11 protein-coding genes are annotated in these 16,870 nt (G+C 66.2%); 4 read left to right on the top strand and 7 right to left on the bottom strand.

All coding sequences use genetic code 11. The features are described from left to right. Positions 1-4: 4 nt before the first annotated feature. Complete coding sequence (gene nhaR / locus NF681_07065; protein ID UST54943.1) at positions 5-901, bottom strand: transcriptional activator NhaR; 897 nt, start codon at positions 899-901, stop codon at positions 5-7. Positions 902-1,060: 159 nt separating this feature from the next. Here nhaR and NF681_07060 point away from each other — a divergent pair, with 159 nt between their 5' ends. The 3 genes from NF681_07060 (at position 1,061) to NF681_07050 (ending at position 3,947) form a co-directional block, all read left to right on the top strand. Beyond that, on the top strand, positions 1,061-1,753 hold the full coding sequence (locus NF681_07060) for a Bax inhibitor-1/YccA family protein (GenBank protein UST54942.1): 693 nt from the start codon (positions 1,061-1,063) through the stop codon (positions 1,751-1,753). A gap of 55 nt (positions 1,754-1,808) precedes the next feature. Next, positions 1,809-2,351 carry an Rrf2 family transcriptional regulator gene (locus NF681_07055; protein ID UST54941.1) on the top strand — a complete coding sequence of 181 codons (543 nt, stop codon included), beginning with the start codon at positions 1,809-1,811 and terminating at the stop codon, positions 2,349-2,351. A 123-nt stretch (positions 2,352-2,474) separates the two neighbouring features. Continuing rightward, positions 2,475-3,947 (top strand): sensor domain-containing diguanylate cyclase, encoded by a 1,473-nt coding sequence (locus tag NF681_07050; protein ID UST54940.1) that lies wholly within the window; start codon positions 2,475-2,477, stop codon positions 3,945-3,947. 118 nt (positions 3,948-4,065) lie between these two features. Here the strand turns inward: NF681_07050 and katG are convergent, their stop codons facing one another. From katG to NF681_07030, 4 genes are all read right to left on the bottom strand, one after another. Next, on the bottom strand, positions 4,066-6,321 hold the full coding sequence (gene katG, locus NF681_07045; GenBank protein UST54939.1) for a catalase/peroxidase HPI: 2,256 nt from the start codon (positions 6,319-6,321) through the stop codon (positions 4,066-4,068). Positions 6,322-6,449: 128 nt separating this feature from the next. Continuing rightward, a complete protein-coding gene (locus tag NF681_07040; GenBank protein ID UST54938.1) occupies positions 6,450-7,631 on the bottom strand; it encodes an ABC transporter substrate-binding protein in 1,182 nt (393 codons plus the stop codon). 13 nt (positions 7,632-7,644) lie between these two features. Next, a complete protein-coding gene (locus tag NF681_07035) occupies positions 7,645-8,949 on the bottom strand; it encodes a CitMHS family transporter (protein UST54937.1) in 1,305 nt (434 codons plus the stop codon). Positions 8,950-9,249: 300 nt separating this feature from the next. Continuing rightward, positions 9,250-10,191, bottom strand: coding sequence for an Abi family protein (locus NF681_07030; GenBank protein UST54936.1), 942 nt, complete (start codon positions 10,189-10,191; stop codon positions 9,250-9,252). A gap of 280 nt (positions 10,192-10,471) precedes the next feature. On the opposite strand from NF681_07030, the gene NF681_07025 reads away from it, so the two are divergent. Continuing rightward, on the top strand, positions 10,472-10,678 hold the full coding sequence (locus NF681_07025) for a hypothetical protein (GenBank protein UST54935.1): 207 nt from the start codon (positions 10,472-10,474) through the stop codon (positions 10,676-10,678). Between the two features lie 23 nt (positions 10,679-10,701). Here the strand turns inward: NF681_07025 and NF681_07020 are convergent, their stop codons facing one another. Both NF681_07020 and NF681_07015 read right to left on the bottom strand, forming a co-directional pair. Continuing rightward, a complete protein-coding gene (locus NF681_07020) occupies positions 10,702-11,247 on the bottom strand; it encodes a hypothetical protein (GenBank protein UST54934.1) in 546 nt (181 codons plus the stop codon). Positions 11,248-11,260: 13 nt separating this feature from the next. Then, positions 11,261-16,870, bottom strand: a complete 5,610-nt coding sequence (locus NF681_07015; protein ID UST54933.1) for a hypothetical protein — start codon at positions 16,868-16,870, stop codon at positions 11,261-11,263.

Here is a 16,870-nt window from a genome sequence, read left to right as displayed (position 1 = left end):
CCGGTCAGCGCTTGAACTGCGCGCGCGCCGACTGCGTGATCGCCACCACGCACGGGTGGCGCACGCGCCGCTCGACCGACACGCCGAAGAACTCCTCGACCAGTTCCGCCGCGCGCCCCAGCACCTCGACCCCGTATTGCGCGCAGGTCTCCTCCTCCAGCACGGTCGGCGACATGAACACGCCACGGCCCTCCGCGCCGAAGGCCTTGAGCAGGGCCGCGTCGTCGAACTCGCCGATCAGGCGCGGGCGCAGTCCGTGTTCGGCCAGCCACAGGTCCAGCCGCTGGCGCATCACCGACGACGCGCCCTGGATGAGCATCGGCGCGCCGTCCAGACAGTAGGGAAACGGCTTGTCTTCCAGCGCCGCGCTCAGCACCGGCGCGGCGAAGAAGCTCATGTCGGTCACACCCAGCGTGTGGTTGAACGCCTTCACGCTGGTCTGACGTCCCATCGGCTCGTTGGCGATCACCAGGTCCAGGCGATGCACCGACAGTTGCGCCAGCAGGTCGCGGAAATTGCCCTCGTGGCAGATCAGGCGGACCTGCTCGCGCGTGGTGAGTGCGGGCTCCAGGAGCCGGTAGGCGATCGCCTTGGGCACGGCATCGGCGATGCCGACCCGGAAGGTGAGCGTCTGCGCGCCGGTGTCGCGGTTGCCGACCGCCGCCTCCAGTTCGGTGCCCAGCGTGAAGATCTGGTCGGCGTAGCCCAGCGCGATCCGTCCGTCCGGAGTGAGCTCGACGCCACGCCCGCTCTTCTGCAGCAGGTGACAGCCCAGCGCCTCCTCCAGCAGCTTGATCTGCGCCGACAACGTCTGCGGCGTGATGTGCAGCTGCTCGCCGGCCCGCACCACGCCACCGGCCTTGGCAGCGGCCCAAAAATAGTAGAGGTGCTTGTAGTTCATCGAACTTCTCCTACAAAAGTCGAGTCATTCAATCGAAAGCGAATAAACGATGCTGAAAATACGACTTTTATCGAAGTCTCGTCGCCCCTACATTGAATGGGTCAACAACCCTTTCGGAATCCGATTCCTTCGTCCCAGAGGTTCAACCAGGAACACACCATGAACGACAACACCCAGGTCTACGGCAACGCCGGGACGCTTTCCACTCCGACGCAACGCAACCAGGTCCTGCGCAACACCTACTGGCTGCTCGCACTGTCGATGCTGCCGACGGTGCTGGGCGCCTGGGTCGGCATCGAGACCGGCATCGCGCGCGCGATGTCGCCCGGCATCGGAATGATCGTCTTCCTGGGCGGCGCCTTCGGTTTCATGTTCGCCATCGAGAAGACCAAGAATTCGGCCGCCGGCGTGCCGGTGCTGCTGGCCTTCACGTTCTTCATGGGCCTGATGCTCTCGCGCCTCGTCGGCACCGTGCTCGGCATGGCCAACGGCGCCGGCCTGGTGATGACGGCCTTCGCGGGAACCGGCGCGATCTTCTTCGGCATGGCGTCCCTGTCGTCGATCATCAAGCGCGACCTGTCGTCGATGGGCAAGTGGCTCTTCATCGGCGTGATCATGCTGCTGGTGGCGGGCATCGCCAACTTCTTCATCCAGTCGAGCGCGCTGATGATCACCCTGTCGGTGCTGGCCATCGGCATCTTCTCGGCCTTCATCCTGCATGACCTGAAGCGCGTGAAGGATGGCATCGAGACCAACTACATCACGGCCACGCTCGGCGTCTACCTGAGCCTCTACAACGTCTTCCAGTCGGTGCTGATGCTGCTGGGCATCGGCGGCGGCAGGGACGAGTGACGACGAGACCCAACGCAAGCACACCCACCACCGTCCAGGTCAGGAGAACAACACCATGAGACTCACCACCAAGGGCCGTCTGGCCGTCGTCGCGATGATCGACGTCGCGCTCCACCACAAGGCCGGACCGATCGCGCTGGGCGTGATCAGCCGCCGCCAGAGCATCTCCATCTCCTACCTCGAGCAGATGTTCTCGGACCTGCGTCGCCACGACCTCGTCGCCTCGACGCGGGGGCCCGGCGGCGGCTACACCCTGGGCCGGGCGAGCGAGGAGATCACGGTCGCCGACATCCTGTTCGCGGTGAACGGCCCGCCCGCCGAGGCACGTCGCGCCGGCACGGACAAGAAGGCCGGCCCGACGCAGGCCGAGCGCTGCACCACGCCGGAACTGTGGGATTCGCTCAACCGCAACGTGGTCGAGTTCCTGGACTCCATCACCTTGCGCAAGCTGGCGGACGACCAGATCGCGTCGGGCGTCCCGATGCTCGACCGCGAACCTGCGCGCAAGATAGAACCGGTACGCCGTCCCGTCAAACCGACACGGCCCAACGCGCCCAACTCGGTCTTCGAACTGAGCAAGTTCGGCCGTCTGGCCTGACGGGGAGCGCCGGCAAAACCGGCGTTGTTCCGTTCCGCCGGTCGGCTCGACCGTGCAGGAAACCCACCCGTCCCGCGCCTCGCGGGGCCGATAAAGTGTGCGCAAACTCTCCCGTCAAGGACCATGCGCACGCCCTCTTTCTCCGGTCCGACCCATGCCCGCCAAGCGATCCGGGCAAGAAGCTACCTCCTGGCGGCGGCCACGAACCTGCTGGCCCTGATGCTCATGCTGGCTTGGTATGGACTGGGCATGCTGCGCGGCCGGGTGTTCGGGCTCATCCTGGTGACGACGCTGCTGTTGCTGGCCTTCATCGCATGGCTTTTCCACGCCGGGCGAGACTCTCCCCGCAACGATGCCCGCCTCACCCTGGCGCAGATGGCGGCGGCATCGGTGGCCGTGCTTGGCGCGGCCTATGCCGCCGAAGGCGGCCGGGCCGTGTTTCTCGTGCTGCTGGTGATCGTGTGCCTGTTCGGCGCCCTGGGCCTGCGCATCCGCACGCTCATGGTCCACGCGTTGTGCGTCGTCGCGGGTTATGCGCTGGTCGTCGGCCTGCTGCACCGATTCCGTCCCCACGCGCTGGATCTGCGGCTGGAGCTCATCAACTTGTTCGTCTTCGGCGTGAGCATGCCGTGGTTCGCCTTGATGGCCGGTTACGTGAGCGAACTGCGCGAACGCCTCATGAAAGCCTTCCGCACCGTCGCCGAGAGCGAACGCACCCTGGCCGAGGCCCAGCGCCTCGCGCAATTCGGCAGCTGGACCTTCGATCCGGCGCGCCAGGAAACCACCGGTTCGGAACAGACCCGCCGGATCTTGGGGCTCGATCCCGGCGAGCGCGTGATCGGCGATGCGGGTTTCCTGGCGCTGGTGCACGAGGAAGACCGCGAACGCTACCTGCGCCTGATCCAGGACGCGCTGGTCCGGGGCCAGGAGTTCGACACCGAATGCCGCGTTTCCCTGCCGGCGGGCGGCGTGCGCTGGATCCATGCGCTCGCACGGCCGATCGCACGCGCCGCGGGTGGGCCGGCGGTGCTGCAAGGCCTGGTGATGGACATCACCCGGCGCAAGACGCACGAGGATCAGATCCGTCGCCTGGCGCATTTCGACGCCCTGACCGGCCTGCCCAACCGCAACCTGCTGATGCAACTGCTGCGCCAGGTCGTCGCCAGGGCACAGCTCGGCACGCCACTGGCGGTGCTGTTCATCGACCTCGACGGCTTCAAGGCCGTGAACGACTCGCTGGGCCACGAGACCGGAGACGCCTTGCTCGTCGCTTTCGCGCAGCGTCTGAAACACGCGTTGCGTCCGTCGGACGTGGCCGCCCGGCTGGGCGGCGACGAGTTCGTGGTCGTCGTCGAAGCATTCGAGTCGCGCGCCAGCGTCGAGGCCTTGGCCGGACGCATCGTGCGCTGCGGCGCGCTGCCCTTCCAGGTCAACGGCCACGGTTGCCGGGTCTCGGCGAGCATCGGCATCGCCTTGCACGGCCCGGCGTGCGCCGACATCGACCGCCTCGTCAAGGCCGCCGACACCGCCATGTACGCGGCCAAGCGGGAGGGCAAGAACGGTTTCCGCTTCCACGATCCGGTCGCCCTGGCCTGAGCGGCGCGACCGCCGCCTCCCGGCGGACCACCATGAAAAAAGCCCCTCGAAAGGGGCTTTTCCACGGTCGTCTTCCTCCCGTGACCCGCCGAAGCCGGCGCCGGCACCGGTGCGCGACTCAGACGAGGTCGAAACGATCCAGGTTCATGACCTTGGTCCAGGCCGCGACGAAATCGTCGACGAATTTCTGCTGGCCATCGGCGCTGGCATAGACCTCGGCGACGGCGCGCAGGATCGCGTTCGAGCCGAAGACCAGATCGGCGCGCGTGCCGGTCCAGCGGGCTTCGCCGGTCTTTCGGTCGCAGCCCTCGTACTGCTGATGACGGCCCGCGATCGCCTTCCATTCTGTGCCCATGTCGAGCAGGTTGACGAAGAAATCGTTGGTCAGCGTGCCCGGCTTGTGCGTGAGGACGCCATGCTTTGCGTCGCCGGCATTGGCGCCGAGCACGCGCAGGCCGCCCACGAGCACGGTCATCTCCGGCGCGGTCAGCGTCAGCAGCTGCGCCCTGTCGACCAGCAGCACTTCCGCGGGCACGCTGAAATCCGCCTTCGCGTAGTTGCGGAAGCCATCGGCGGCCGGCTCCAGCGGCACGAAGGACTCGACGTCGGTCTGGGCCTGCGACGCATCGGCGCGCCCGGGCGCGAACGGCACCTCGACCTCGCGGCCGGCGTCGCGCGCGGCCTTCTCGACCCCGGCATTGCCCGCGAGCACGATCAGATCGGCCAGCGACACCCGCTTGCCGCCTGAAGACGCGGCGTTGAACTCGTCAAGGATGCCTTCGAGCGTCCGCAGCACCTTCGACAGTTGCGCCGGCTGGTTGACGGCCCAGTCCTTCTGCGGTGCCAAGCGGATGCGCGCGCCATTGGCGCCGCCGCGCTTGTCGGAACCGCGGAAGGTGGAGGCCGATGACCAGGCGGTCGACACCAGTTCGGACACGCTCAGACCCGACGCCAGCACCTTGTCCTTGAGCGTCGCGACGTCGCCCGCATCCACCAGCGGATGGTCCACCGCAGGGATCGGGTCCTGCCAGATGAGTTCCTCGGCCGGCACTTCCGGGCCCAAGTAGCGCACGCGTGGTCCCATGTCGCGGTGCGTGAGCTTGAACCAGGCACGCGCGAAGGCGTCGGCGAACTGGTCGGGATTTTCCAGGAAGCGGCGCGAGATCTTCTCGTAGACCGGGTCGGCGCGCAGCGCGATGTCGGAAGTCAGCATGGTCGGCGCGAGCTTCTTGTTCGGGTCGTGCGCATGCGGGATGGTGCCGGCACCGGCGCCGTCCTTGGCGATCCACTGGTGCGCGCCAGCCGGGCTCTTGGTCAGCTCCCACTCGAACTTGAACAGGTTCTCGAAGTACTCGTTGGTCCACTGCGTCGGCTTGCTGGTCCAGGTGACTTCCAGGCCGCTGGTGATGGTGTCGCCGCCCTTGCCGGTGCCGAAGCGGTTGTGCCAGCCGAAGCCCTGCGCCTCGATGCCGGCCGCCTCGGGCTCGTGCGCCACGTTCTCGGACGGGCCGGCGCCGTGGGTCTTGCCGAAGGTGTGGCCGCCCGCGATCAGCGCCACGGTCTCCTCGTCGCCCATGGCCATGCGCCCGAAGGTGTCACGGATGTCGATGGCCGAGGCGACCGGGTCGGGCTTGCCGTCCGGGCCTTCGGGATTGACGTAGATCAGGCCCATCTGCACGGCGGCCAGGGGATTCTCCAGATCGCGGGAGTGGGTCACCTCGCTGTCGTCGTCCTTGTCGATGACGCCGTGGCCCTCGACGCCCGGCGAGCCGCGCGAATAGCGCTTGTCGCCGCCGAGCCACTTGTCCTCGCGGCCCCAGTACACGTCCTGGTCGGGCTCCCACACGTCGGCACGGCCGCCGGCGAAGCCGAAGGTCTTGAAGCCCATCGTCTCGAGCGCGACGTTGCCCGTCAGGATCAGCAGGTCGGCCCAGGAGATCTGGTTGCCGTACTTCTGCTTGATCGGCCAGAGCAGGCGACGGGCCTTGTCCAGGCTCACGTTGTCCGGCCAGCTGTTGAGCGGCGCGAAGCGCTGCTGGCCGCGGCCGGCGCCACCCCGCCCATCGCCGATGCGGTAGGTGCCGGCGCTGTGCCACGCCATGCGGACGAACAGCGGCCCGTAGTGGCCGAAGTCGGCCGGCCACCAGTCCTGCGAATCGGTCATCAGGGCCGCGAGGTCGGCTTTCACGGCCGCGAGGTCGAGACGCTTGAAGGCTTCCGCGTAGTCGAAGTCCCCGCCCATGGGGTTGGACTTGGACGAGTGTTGATGCAGCAGGTCCAGGCGCAATTGCTCGGGCCACCAGTCTCGGTTGGTTCTGCCGGCACCCGATGCCTGGCTGAAGGGACACTTCGCTTCGTTCTTGTCTTTTTCCATGAGGCAACTCCGTCATGCGGTGGGAAAGGAAGCGAAATTCTGTCCCAGAAGCATGATGCGGGCGAATAGGCACGCTGTATGCCGGTCATAGAAGCGGCGTCGGGCGGCTGGCCCGCAACGCAGGCGGCTCAGGCCGCGCGGCGCAGCGGCTGTCCCAGGGCGTCGCGCCAGCGCCGGATGAACGCGCGGTAGGCGTCGGGCTGCAAGTCGTGCGTCAGATCGGCATCCGGCTGGATCGGCCGCAGCGTCGCGCCGAGTTGACGTGACAGCTGCGCCGCCGTGGCCGCGCCCTTCACGTCGGCGCGCATGGCGTAGATGCCCTGGCGCTCGATCAGGGTCTGGCCGCGCTGCGACAGCGTATGGTCGAGCCACAGCCGCGCCGCGTTCGGCCGCGCGGCGCGCCGGGCGATCAACTGCAGCCGCGAGAGCACCAGCGTGTAGTCCTCGGGAAACACCACGCCGATGTCCGGATTGCGCCGTGCCTGCGCCAGCGCGTAGGCACCGAGCACGTTGTAGGCGATGGCTTCGCGGCCGCTGGCCACCCGGCCCAGCATCGTCGAGGTGGTCGCGGCGAAACGCACGTCGGCGCGGCCCAGGGCGCGCGCCACGTCCCAGAAGGCCGGGGTCGCGCGCGCGTCCTGCGCCGCCAGCAGAAACCCGAGGCCGGATTTCTCCACGTCGTACGTGATCACCTTGCCCTTGAGCGCCGGCGTGCGCTCCAGCAGCGCCGCCAGGTCGGCATGCGTGCGGGGCGGACGCGGCACCAGTTTCTTGTTGTAGGCCATGACGATCGGCTCGAAGGTCGTGGCCCAGGCCTGGTCGCGCAACCGCGCCCAGTCCGGCAGGCTCGCACCCTCGGGCGACGCGTACGCCAGCGCGTGATCCTGTTCGACCAGGCTGACCTGCAGGTCCATGGCCGAGCTCCACAGCACGTCCGCGCTGTCGCGCCCGAGCTGGGTCTCGGCGACGAAGCGGTGGTGCAGTTCGGTGCTGGTGAGGTCCTCGTACTCCACCGCGATGCGCGGATAGAGCGAGCGGAAATCATCGATCAGCGGCTGGACGACGGCGAGGTCGGTGGTCGAGTAGATGACCAGGCGCCCCTCGTCCTCGGCCGCGCGCACGATGGCGGCGTAGGCCGGTTCGTAGCCCGCCGGCGGGCGGCCGCGTGGCGCGAAGTCGAGCAGTTCGTCGGTGCGCTGCGCGTTGTGCTGCGCGGCCGCGAACGGGCTCACCCCCAGGGCGACGAGGCCCCCGACCGCGGCACGGCGCGTGGTCCCGCCCATCGAGTCCCCGGACATGCGCTTGTTCATTTCCACCTCCCGTTCAGCCGAATCGCACCAGCGGGATCACGCCGAGCAGCAGCGTGGTGGCCAGCATGACCACGGCCGAGGACATCGCCCACAGCAGCGTGAAACGCTGGTGGTCGCCGAACTCCACCTTGGCCAGCCCCACCAGCAGGTAGGTCGAGGCGACCAGCGGACTCAGCAGGTGCACCTGCTGGCCGATGAGCGAGGCGCGGCCGATCTCGGCGGCCGTGAAGCCATGCACCGCCCCGGCCTTGGCCAGGATCGGCAGGATGCCGAAATAGAACGCGTCGTTCGAGATGAAGAAGGTGAACGGCACGCTCAGGACCGCCGTCACCACCGCCAGGTAGGGCTCCAGCCAGTTGGGCAGGCCGGAGATCACGCTCGCCGCGATCGCGTCGACCATCTTGGTGCCCGACAGGATGCCCACGAAGATGCCGGCCGCGAAGATCAGCGCCACCACCGGCACGATGTTGGCCGCGTGCGCCTCGAGACGCTCCTTCTGCTGCTCCAGGCGCGGGTAGTTGATCATCAATGCGATCGCCGCGGCCACCATGAACAGCACCTGCAGCGGGAAGACGCCCATGATCAGCAGCACCATCAGTCCGACCGTCAGGGCCAGGTTGACCCAGATCAGGCCGGGCCGCGCCACGGAGGACACGGCGATCCCGTCGTCGCCCGGGGCGTCGTGCATCCTGGAGAAATCGATGGTGCCCAGGCGGCGCTTCTCGCGCCGGCCCAGCCAGAACGCCACCGCCAGACCCCAGGCGCCGGTGATGACCATGGGCAGGATCATCGGCACGAACAGCTGGCCCACGTCCACGCCCAGGGCGCTGGCCGCGCGCGCGGTCGGCCCGCCCCAGGGCAGGATGTTCATGTTGCCGCCGGCCATCATGACCACGCAGGTCAGCACGAGCCGGCTGATGCCCAGCCGGCGGTAGAGCGGCAGCATGGCCGCGCAGGTGATCATGTAGGTGGTGGAGCCGTCGCCGTCGAGCGAGACGCAGGTGGCCAGCACGAAGGTGCCCATGACGATCTTGGTCGGATCGTTGCCCACCAGCTTCAGGATCCAGCGCACCGCCGGATCGAACAGCCCGGCATCGATCATGATGCCGAAGTACAGGATCGCGAACATCAGCATCACGCCCGTGGGCGCGAGCTTCTTGATGCCGTCGAGCATCATCGGACCCAGCCCCATGCCGAATCCGCCGATCAGGCCGAAGACGATGGGCACCATGATCAGCGCCACCATGGCCGACAGGCGCTTGGTCATGATCAGCGCCATGAACACGAGGATCATGGCGTAAGCGAGTGCAGTCAGCATGTTGTACTTCTTCTGTCGGTGGTTGGCGGCGCCGACCTGGGCGGGCAGCCGGGCATCGTAAACGCAGCGGCGGACGACCAAGGTCGTCGATGCGATCTTTCGCTCTACCTGCAACGCGTGGTTGCGCACCGCCGGCATGCTTGTGGCCGACAGGGTTGGAGCGTGCTGGAAACGGATGGCGGTCGCGAGCGCGACGCGTCGATGGCGGAGAGTGTGTCCGCCTAAGCGCAACTAATAGAGGGGTTAAATCGTCTCTTCATGGTTTTTTCCATCAACCAGGCCATCAAAACGAATCTGATCCTAGTTCCATAGAGGTCTTGTTTGCCAGTCGGTCGGGAAGCCTGCAGCTTCCAAGGAAACAAGGTCAGACGCTGGAAACGTATTGATCTGCCGCTTCAAGTAGGTATGCCACTCCGAATGTGGCTGGATGGTTCGCAAAAGGAAGCGCATGCATGCAAGCGTCTCGTAGAGCTTGCCTCGTGGACCATCGCCCAGCCCGCTTAGATAGGGCACTCGATCGCCCTTGGGCAGCACTAAGGTTGAGGGATTGGTGCGGTTCCAAAGCCGACCGTGATGGGCGACCACGTTTCGCACGAAGGAGATGTTTCGAAGCCATGAGGCAATCATCCTGCCGTCGACAGGGCCGAAAGCGCTAGCGATGCTGCCTTGATCTCGAGGTTTCATCCCTTCGTAAAACCGAGAAAGTAGGCCGAAGTCCCACAACTCGATCGCCACCCAGATAGGCATCTGGCCGCCATACCTGTCCTTGTGATGCTTGACGAAGTCCTCCTTGGACTGCGTGCATAGCTTCTGATAGCGGACGATCCACTCGTCATGCTTCGAAGGTCGGTCGTATGAAGGTTTCTCGACGAATCGACCATCCAGAAACGCAGACTGCAAGTGAGCATCTGGTGCTAGCGGGCCCAGTTTGTATGCAATGGCCACACGAAACGCAACTTCAATCGTTTCAACCGCATGCATGACATGAACACGGAGCGCCTTGTCGAACTCTGCCAAGGCAACGATGAGATCGAAGGTTGCTCCATCCACAAACTCATCAAGGCGTCCTTGCTCACCACGAGGCTTAGTTTTCCTCAATGGATAAAAGTATCCTGATAGCCTGTAGTAACCAAATCTTTGAAGTGCAGCCAGGGCTTGAGCCCTGTCTCTGATTTCTAGACCACGCTCGGCAAGGCGATCAACTTGGTTCGGACGGGATAGATGAGGCTTCAGCACTACCATCAAGACTCGACGGGCCCCACAAAGAGAAACCCCCCACATGACACACCGCGCTTGCGCCGGGGCCAGAGGTGGGGGGCATATTGCTGTCGATCTTAGCTTCGGGAAGTAGGCAAAGTCAACGAAACGTTAATAACCTTTAGTATTAAAGCAGCAGAAAAGTTTGCATTTTTACGTGCTGACAAACCCTTTTTGCTTAACCGAAAAGGTTACTTCGTAAGCTGTTCTCTCATGACGTCAAACGAAGTGCTTAACCTGTGCCCTACCTACAAGGACTGAAGGCATGAGGACGGATGAGGTCGACATCATGATTTGGCGCCGCGACCTCCGTGCCTACTTCGGTGGCGTCAGCGACGAGACCGTGCGCCGCTGGATCAGGCAGGGCAAGCTGCCTAAGCCCGACGTTGACTTCAGTCTGCGCACCCGCGGCTGGAAGCTGTCGACGCTGCAGAAAGCTGGCATCAATCTGGTGATCCGCAAGCCTGCGTGAATGCTTGCAGCCAGTTCTTCCGTCTAGGCCTTTTGCGAGCCTCCTGCCGCCTGTTCCTCGTACTTCCCTGGCTGGTTGTAGTAGTGCGGGAAGCTGAAACCTGACGGGTAGTACTCGTGCTGGGCGGTCACGTTCTGGCGCCGCTCGCGTTGTGCAGGCTGTGCCTTTGGCGAAGGCGGCACCGCATCGGCGGAAAGGAACGCCGTCAGGGCACCCGCGATGAGGCGATCGCCGGTCACCCGGTAGCGCAGCATCAAAAAGCGCTTGAGGCCACCTGGCAGGCGCATCGGCGTGAAGGCCCAAGGCGTCGACGTCCGGATCTCCATGTCAGGGATGGGCGAGATTGCCCACGCGAAGCGCTGGCCGTCATCGGAGTGCAGCAGGCCCACCTCCAGCACCGACAGGCCTTCCGAGCGCGGCGCCACGCCGGCGGTGCGGATGTGCAGGAAGGGCCGCTCAGCATCGAGCAGGTTGCCCATCGACAAATTCTCGACGGGCTGGGACACGGCATCGCCAAGCGCCGGCAGGGATTGGACGGAGCTGAAAAGCTCGTTGGTGTTGATGATCATGCGGGTTCTCCTGTCAGGGTTTCTGGTAACCGAAGGCCAGTGCAGCCGGGTTCTGGGTGTCACCCTGCGCCAGGGCAGCGCCACCGGTCAGGGTGCGATTGATCTGTGCAGCAGGCAGGCCCACCAGGTCACCGGCGACGTTGATCGTGGCCTTGAGCAGTGCGAGGTCAGCGTCTCCCTGCTGCACCTGCGTGCTCAGGTTGGTGAGGTCGCCGACGATGCGCAGGCCAGCCGGGCCGCTGTAGCCGCGGGCGAAGTCGGAGACGCCCAGCAGCTTCTTCGCGGCCTCCGACAGCTCCCGACCGCCCACCACTAGGCCGAACAGGCTGTCCGCGCCGGCGGCAACCAGCTTGCGCCAGACCGCCTTGTCGTCGTCGCTGCCGTCGCCTGGGATCAGAGCGTCCTTCAGAAGCGACGTGATCATGCTGGGCACCATCACGATGAGGGTGAAGTCGACCACGCTATGCGCTGCTGACCGGTGCGTCATGCCGCGCGCCACCAGGATGTTCAGCGCGGTGTTCATGAACGAGTAGAACGACGTGAAGAGCTTCTGTGTCTGGCCGCCGCGCTCGATCGCGCTCAGGTCCTTGATGCCGCCGCCGCCCTGGGCATCGATCACCGACTGGTCGGCCAGCTGCACGGCTGTCGCCTCGTTCCTGCCGTCAGCGATCGCCTTCTCGTAGGCGCCGTGCCAGGTCGGCACGTCGACCATCTGCTGCACGCGCGACATCAGCACATAGCCGTTCGCCACGATGGCTTCCCGGATCGCGCTCTGGCCGTTCACCTTGTTGTTCAGCTCGGCCAGCTCGCGGAACTGCGTGCGCGTGCGGCTGGCCATGAACTCGGACTTGGCGCTGGCCTCGCGCGTCTTGACGATCGGCGCGCCCAAGTAGGCCTTCAGGCCCATGCCGAACCACTGCGGGCCGACCCGGGCAATGGACTGGGCCACACCAGTGAGCTGGGTTGCCGCGCTCACCACGTTGTAGCCCAGGCCCACGAAGCTGACGTTGCGCCGGACAGCGCCTGCCAGCTTGTCGATCTGCCGCTGCGCCGGCACGTCGCCCTCGGCGATGTCGTTGCGCCAGTCGCTGAACTGCTTGATGACCGCCGGCCCGAACGTGGAGCGGACCGCACCGTCAATCGCATCGGAGCGCAGCAGGCGGTTCAGGTCGATCAGCACCTCGTGATAGGCCAAGTCGCGCACCACCGCGTTCAGGCTGCCGTACATGCCTTGGAACGACAGCAGGAGCGGCCGGTTGTAGACCTCCTCGGCGCGGGTCTTGGTGAAGCTGCGGCGCGTCGTGGCGGCGTTGTAGGCGCCCTTCATCTGCTGGCGCGCCTCCTCGGCGTTGGCATGCTCCTCGGCTCTGATGCTGGCCGAGCTGTCGTAGGTCACTGGGAAGTAGCCGCCGCTCATCGTGACACCGGTCGACGTCACGAACGGCGTTGGCTCGATCCAGTTGGGCTCCTTCCCGAAAACGCGCAGTTCCTTGGCGGCGATGAGCGGGCGCAGCGACTCGAACAGGCTCCAGACGTTCTGCACCACGTGCCACTCCTCGGCTGTCACGCTGTCGAGCACGGGCTGCACCTGCTGCTCGGTCCAGTTCTCGCCACCGAGCAGGCGCTGTCGGTTCGAGGCGTTCCCCCAGTTCATGGCGATGGCCATGCGCTCCTGCCGGTTCAGGCTGCGACCGATGGTCGGGAAGAACTGGTCATTGCCGGTCATCGAAGCGCCGGACTCGAACAGAGGCGCCATGATGCCGGTGAGCTTTTCGGTCAGCTCAGCCTTCATGCGCGTCTCCATGTTGCCGGCCTCATTGACCGGACGGATCACGCGCTCCCACCAGGCGCCGCCGTCCTTGCCGCCGTCGAACACGCGCGCCAGGGTCGCCACCTTGATGTGCGAGGCACCGAAGTTGCGCAGGCCCTGCAGCTTGCGACCCAGCTCGGTCTTCGGCGTGCGCGTGTCTGCCTTGCGGCCCTGGGCATTGAAGGTCACGCTGCCGATCAGCTCGGCGCTGACCTCGGCGAAGTCGCGCTCGTCCTTGGCCGTCAGCATGCGCTCCTTCGTGCGGCCCAGGTGCTCGATCTGCTTCACGGTCTCGACCAGGCCACGGAACTCGTCCACCGTCAGATCCTTGACCGACACGCGGCGCGCCTCGTCCAGCAGCTCCTCGCTGATGTCCGGGTCTCGGCCAAGCTCACGCTGCTCGTCGACCCACTTGCGCAGGCTCTTGCGTCGCTCGATCGCTTTGTTCGACGTCCTCGGGCTCATGTCGAAGCGCTCGAGCAGCGCGTCGATCTGGGCCATGTAGTCGCTCGGGATGTCGGCCTTTACCACGCGCTGGAAGTACTTGTGTGCGGCCTCGATCTCGGTCTGGGCATTCGACGCGGCGCGCGCGGCGTGGATGTTCACCAGCTCATTGCGCTTGTGCATGGCGAGCTCGGCGGTGTTGCCCAGGCTCTGCATCGCCAGCTTGGCGCTGCGGCCGGCGGCGGCCATGTACTGCTTGGGCCGCACGTCCTTGATGCGCTGGCCGGCGATGACACGCTCGGCAAAGTCGCGGGCGGCGCGGCTCATCACGTCGACGCTGCCCTCACGGCCGTTGCCTGCCCTGGCCGCGGCGCGCAGTTCGGTCGCCACCATGCGGGCGCGGGCCTCGTTGGCGATGGCGCGCTCGGCCGCGCGCATGAGCGCCTCTGGGCTGGCGATGTCGCCGTGCGTCTCCAGCATGCGTTGATCGGTGAGCGCCTGGATGGCGTCGGCCGGCGGGCCCGCCATCGCGAGGCCCTGCAGCAGCTGGTCACCGGAACTGAAACCGAACATGTCGGCCACCAGGTCGGGGTGCATGCCCTCCTTCTCGCTGGTCATGCGCATGCGGCGCAGTTCGGCAAAGGCCTCCGGAGCGATCTCCTTCACCAGGGCCGTGCGCAGCTTGCCGTTGCCCAGCGTGGTGTCGACGTCCTCCGGCGCGATCTTTCCGGGCTGGATGCTGTCCTGCGCCTTGCCGGTGAGGAACTGGTGCGCGCGGTAGATCGGCTCAGCGAGCACCTCGCGGCGCACCTGCTGCTCGATCTCGGCACGCAGGGCGTCTGCCTCCTTCTGGGCAGCGCGCAGGGCCTTGTCTTTGGCCTTCGACAGCAGCCGCATGTCACGGATCATGCGGATCGACAGCTCGGCCTCTGCGTCGGCCGTAGCCTGCTTGCCGAGCGCCTGGTAGGCCTGGAAGTCCGCAGGTGTCATGCCGGCCTGTTCCGCGCTGGTGTAGAGCGGTCCCAGGTTGCGCGCGTCCTCTGCGGCCCGGATTGCGTCGTCCGACGCCAGCATCCGATCGAGCACACCGCGCACGTCTGGCGACAGATCGGCCTTCAGGTTGGACAGCTTCTTGTAGATCGACACCAGCCAGGAGCGGAAGCGATCGAAGACAGATTGCAGCTCGACGCTGGGCGCCTGGCCCTCCATGAAGTAGGTCTCGACACCGCGCGCGAACTTCTCGTGCTGGCTGCGCTTCTGCTCGAGCGGCGTTGATTGCCAGTCGGTGAGCGCGTCGAGCGTCGGCGTGCCGGTCACGCCCATCCACTTGAGCAGCGTGCCCATGTCCACAGCGATCTGGCGCTCGCTGGCGCTGACGTCCTCGCCGGCGTTGATGCGGCCCTGGATGCGGCCTGCAAGGTCGCTCTGCACCTCCAGGAAGAAATGTCCCCCCTCATGGAGGACGCTGCTCAAATCCGCGTTCTTCCCCAGGCCGATGACGCTGGCCGCCGCAGTGATGTCCTCGCCGAAGCTGAGCGTTGCGCGCGGGCCGCGCTGCTGTCCTTGGCTGACGGAGCGGCCACCAGGCGCAGCAGCGTTGGTGAACTCCAGGCGGTACCGGTCCAGGAAGACCTCGGGCGTCATGCCGGAGCGTTCGGCCTGGGTGCGGTAGTAGGCCTCAAACATCGACGCATAGGAAAGGCGGGCCTGGGCGGTGAAACGGTTCGTCGCGGCCAGCTGCTGCTCGAAGTAGAGCCGCACGTTGGCGTCGCGGCCAGCGATGTCGGCCTCGGTCACGGCGCGCGCCATCTCGCCCTCGACGGCGCTCTGCAGCTCCTGGCTCTGGTTGAGGGTGAACTGCTGGCTCTCGGCCCGGCTCATGTCCTCGGGCGTCACGCGCAAGTGATCGATCAACGATGCGGTGATGGCCGGATCGGCAGCCAGCAGCTCAGCGATGGGGATGCGGATGTCGGCCCCGGGCAGCTGGTTCTCAGCCTTCATCTGAGCGGCCACACCGGGCGCCAGGCGCTCGATCTCCGCTTGGCCGATGCCTGACTGGTTCAGAGTGTTGGCGAGCGTCTGGGCGTCGATGTAGAACTCTTTCGGCGCCTGGGCATTGGCCTCGGTCACTTGGTCGACGAACAGGCGGAAGCTCTCCGGGTCACGTGCGCGCAATTTGCTGGTGCTGGCCACCTTGGCCATCTGCTCGACCTGCTGGGCGCTCTGCTGGGCCTCCTGGGCTTGCCGATCGACGCCGGACACGCGGTCTGCGGCCGCCTGAACCGCCTTCATCACGCCGACCTGACCGCCTGAACCCACCACAGTGGCGATGAGCGTCGAGGCGGCAGCGCTGGGCCGCTCCGCGAGGTAAGCGCTGAAGGGCTTGGCGCGGTTCTCGGGCAGGACGGCCCACGAGTTGAGGTCCTGCAGCACGGTCGCGACCTGCTCGCCAGGGATCTCGGTCGCGACGTTGTGCGCCAGCGTCTTCATGAGGCCAGTGCCAGCCTTCAGGTCCTTCAGCAGCACGCCCAGCGGCAGCTTCTCCGTCGCGTACTCGATGGCGGCCTGGGAGGCGGCATACGGCAGCGCCTGGAACGGGCTCAGGCCCTGCGTGCGCGCCTCTTGGTAGGACTGGCCGCCCTGGTTCGCCGACATCATGGTGAGCACTGGTCCGGCGCCCGCACCGCGCGTCGCGATCAGCAGCGGCAGCATCGACAGATTGAAGCCCATCGACTGCACGCCGCTCGAGAACGCGTTCTCGGCCAAGCTGTCGGTCGCCGGGCTGAGTTCCTTGGCACGCGCGGCGGAGGTGGCGCCGGCCCAGGCCAGGTACTCGGCCACGGGCGTGAGCGGGTTGCTCGGGAGCAGGCTGCCCACCAGCGGATCGAGAGCCTTCGCCGGGATCTCGACGGCGGCTTGCAGGACGCCGGCCATGCCTTGGTTCGCCTTGAAGATCGCGCCGGCCAGCAGGTCCTTCGGCAGGCTGCGCTTCGCATCGCCCAGGCCAGTGAGGTACTTGGCCGCGCCGACGATGCCGCCCTCTAACTGCGACAGGACCCCGACGTCATCATGCGCAACAGCGGCGTTCTGCGGGTCAGTCAGGAAGCCCGTAGTAGCCGGATTCATTCGAGCCAGGGCTGTCGGGTTGATCTGCTGAAGTGCTATCTGCTGCTTGGACCAGTCGGGCAGCGCCTGGGCGGTGTCCACCGGCACGCCGATCGTCGCGGCGGTGCGGCGCCACTCGGCGGCCTGGTCAGGGTTCTTGGTTACTGCGTCGTAGAGGCTGCTGCGCAGTGCAACCTCGGGGTTTGGTGCAGCGCCATTCATGAAGCTTCGGACTGCGGCATCCGCATCGAATTGGTCGGCCAT

This window comes from Comamonadaceae bacterium OTU4NAUVB1, from assembly GCA_024372625.1.
In the GTDB taxonomy this organism is placed as follows: Bacteria; Pseudomonadota; Gammaproteobacteria; order Burkholderiales; family Burkholderiaceae_C; genus Variovorax.
Note: the sequence above shows the minus strand (reverse complement) of the source record. Positions and strands in the feature narration are given on the sequence as shown.

Coding starts and splice junctions, on each gene's coding strand:
- nhaR (UST54943.1), bottom strand. CDS start 901: ATGAACTACAAGCACCTCTACTATTTTTGGGCCGCTGCCAAGGCCGGT.
- NF681_07060 (UST54942.1), top strand. CDS start 1,061: ATGAACGACAACACCCAGGTCTACGGCAACGCCGGGACGCTTTCCACT.
- NF681_07055 (UST54941.1), top strand. CDS start 1,809: ATGAGACTCACCACCAAGGGCCGTCTGGCCGTCGTCGCGATGATCGAC.
- NF681_07050 (UST54940.1), top strand. CDS start 2,475: ATGCGCACGCCCTCTTTCTCCGGTCCGACCCATGCCCGCCAAGCGATC.
- katG (UST54939.1), bottom strand. CDS start 6,321: ATGGAAAAAGACAAGAACGAAGCGAAGTGTCCCTTCAGCCAGGCATCG.
- NF681_07040 (UST54938.1), bottom strand. CDS start 7,631: ATGAACAAGCGCATGTCCGGGGACTCGATGGGCGGGACCACGCGCCGT.
- NF681_07035 (UST54937.1), bottom strand. CDS start 8,949: ATGCTGACTGCACTCGCTTACGCCATGATCCTCGTGTTCATGGCGCTG.
- NF681_07030 (UST54936.1), bottom strand. CDS start 10,191: ATGGTAGTGCTGAAGCCTCATCTATCCCGTCCGAACCAAGTTGATCGC.
- NF681_07025 (UST54935.1), top strand. CDS start 10,472: ATGAGGACGGATGAGGTCGACATCATGATTTGGCGCCGCGACCTCCGT.
- NF681_07020 (UST54934.1), bottom strand. CDS start 11,247: ATGATCATCAACACCAACGAGCTTTTCAGCTCCGTCCAATCCCTGCCG.
- NF681_07015 (UST54933.1), bottom strand. CDS start 16,870: ATGGCCGACCAATTCGATGCGGATGCCGCAGTCCGAAGCTTCATGAAT.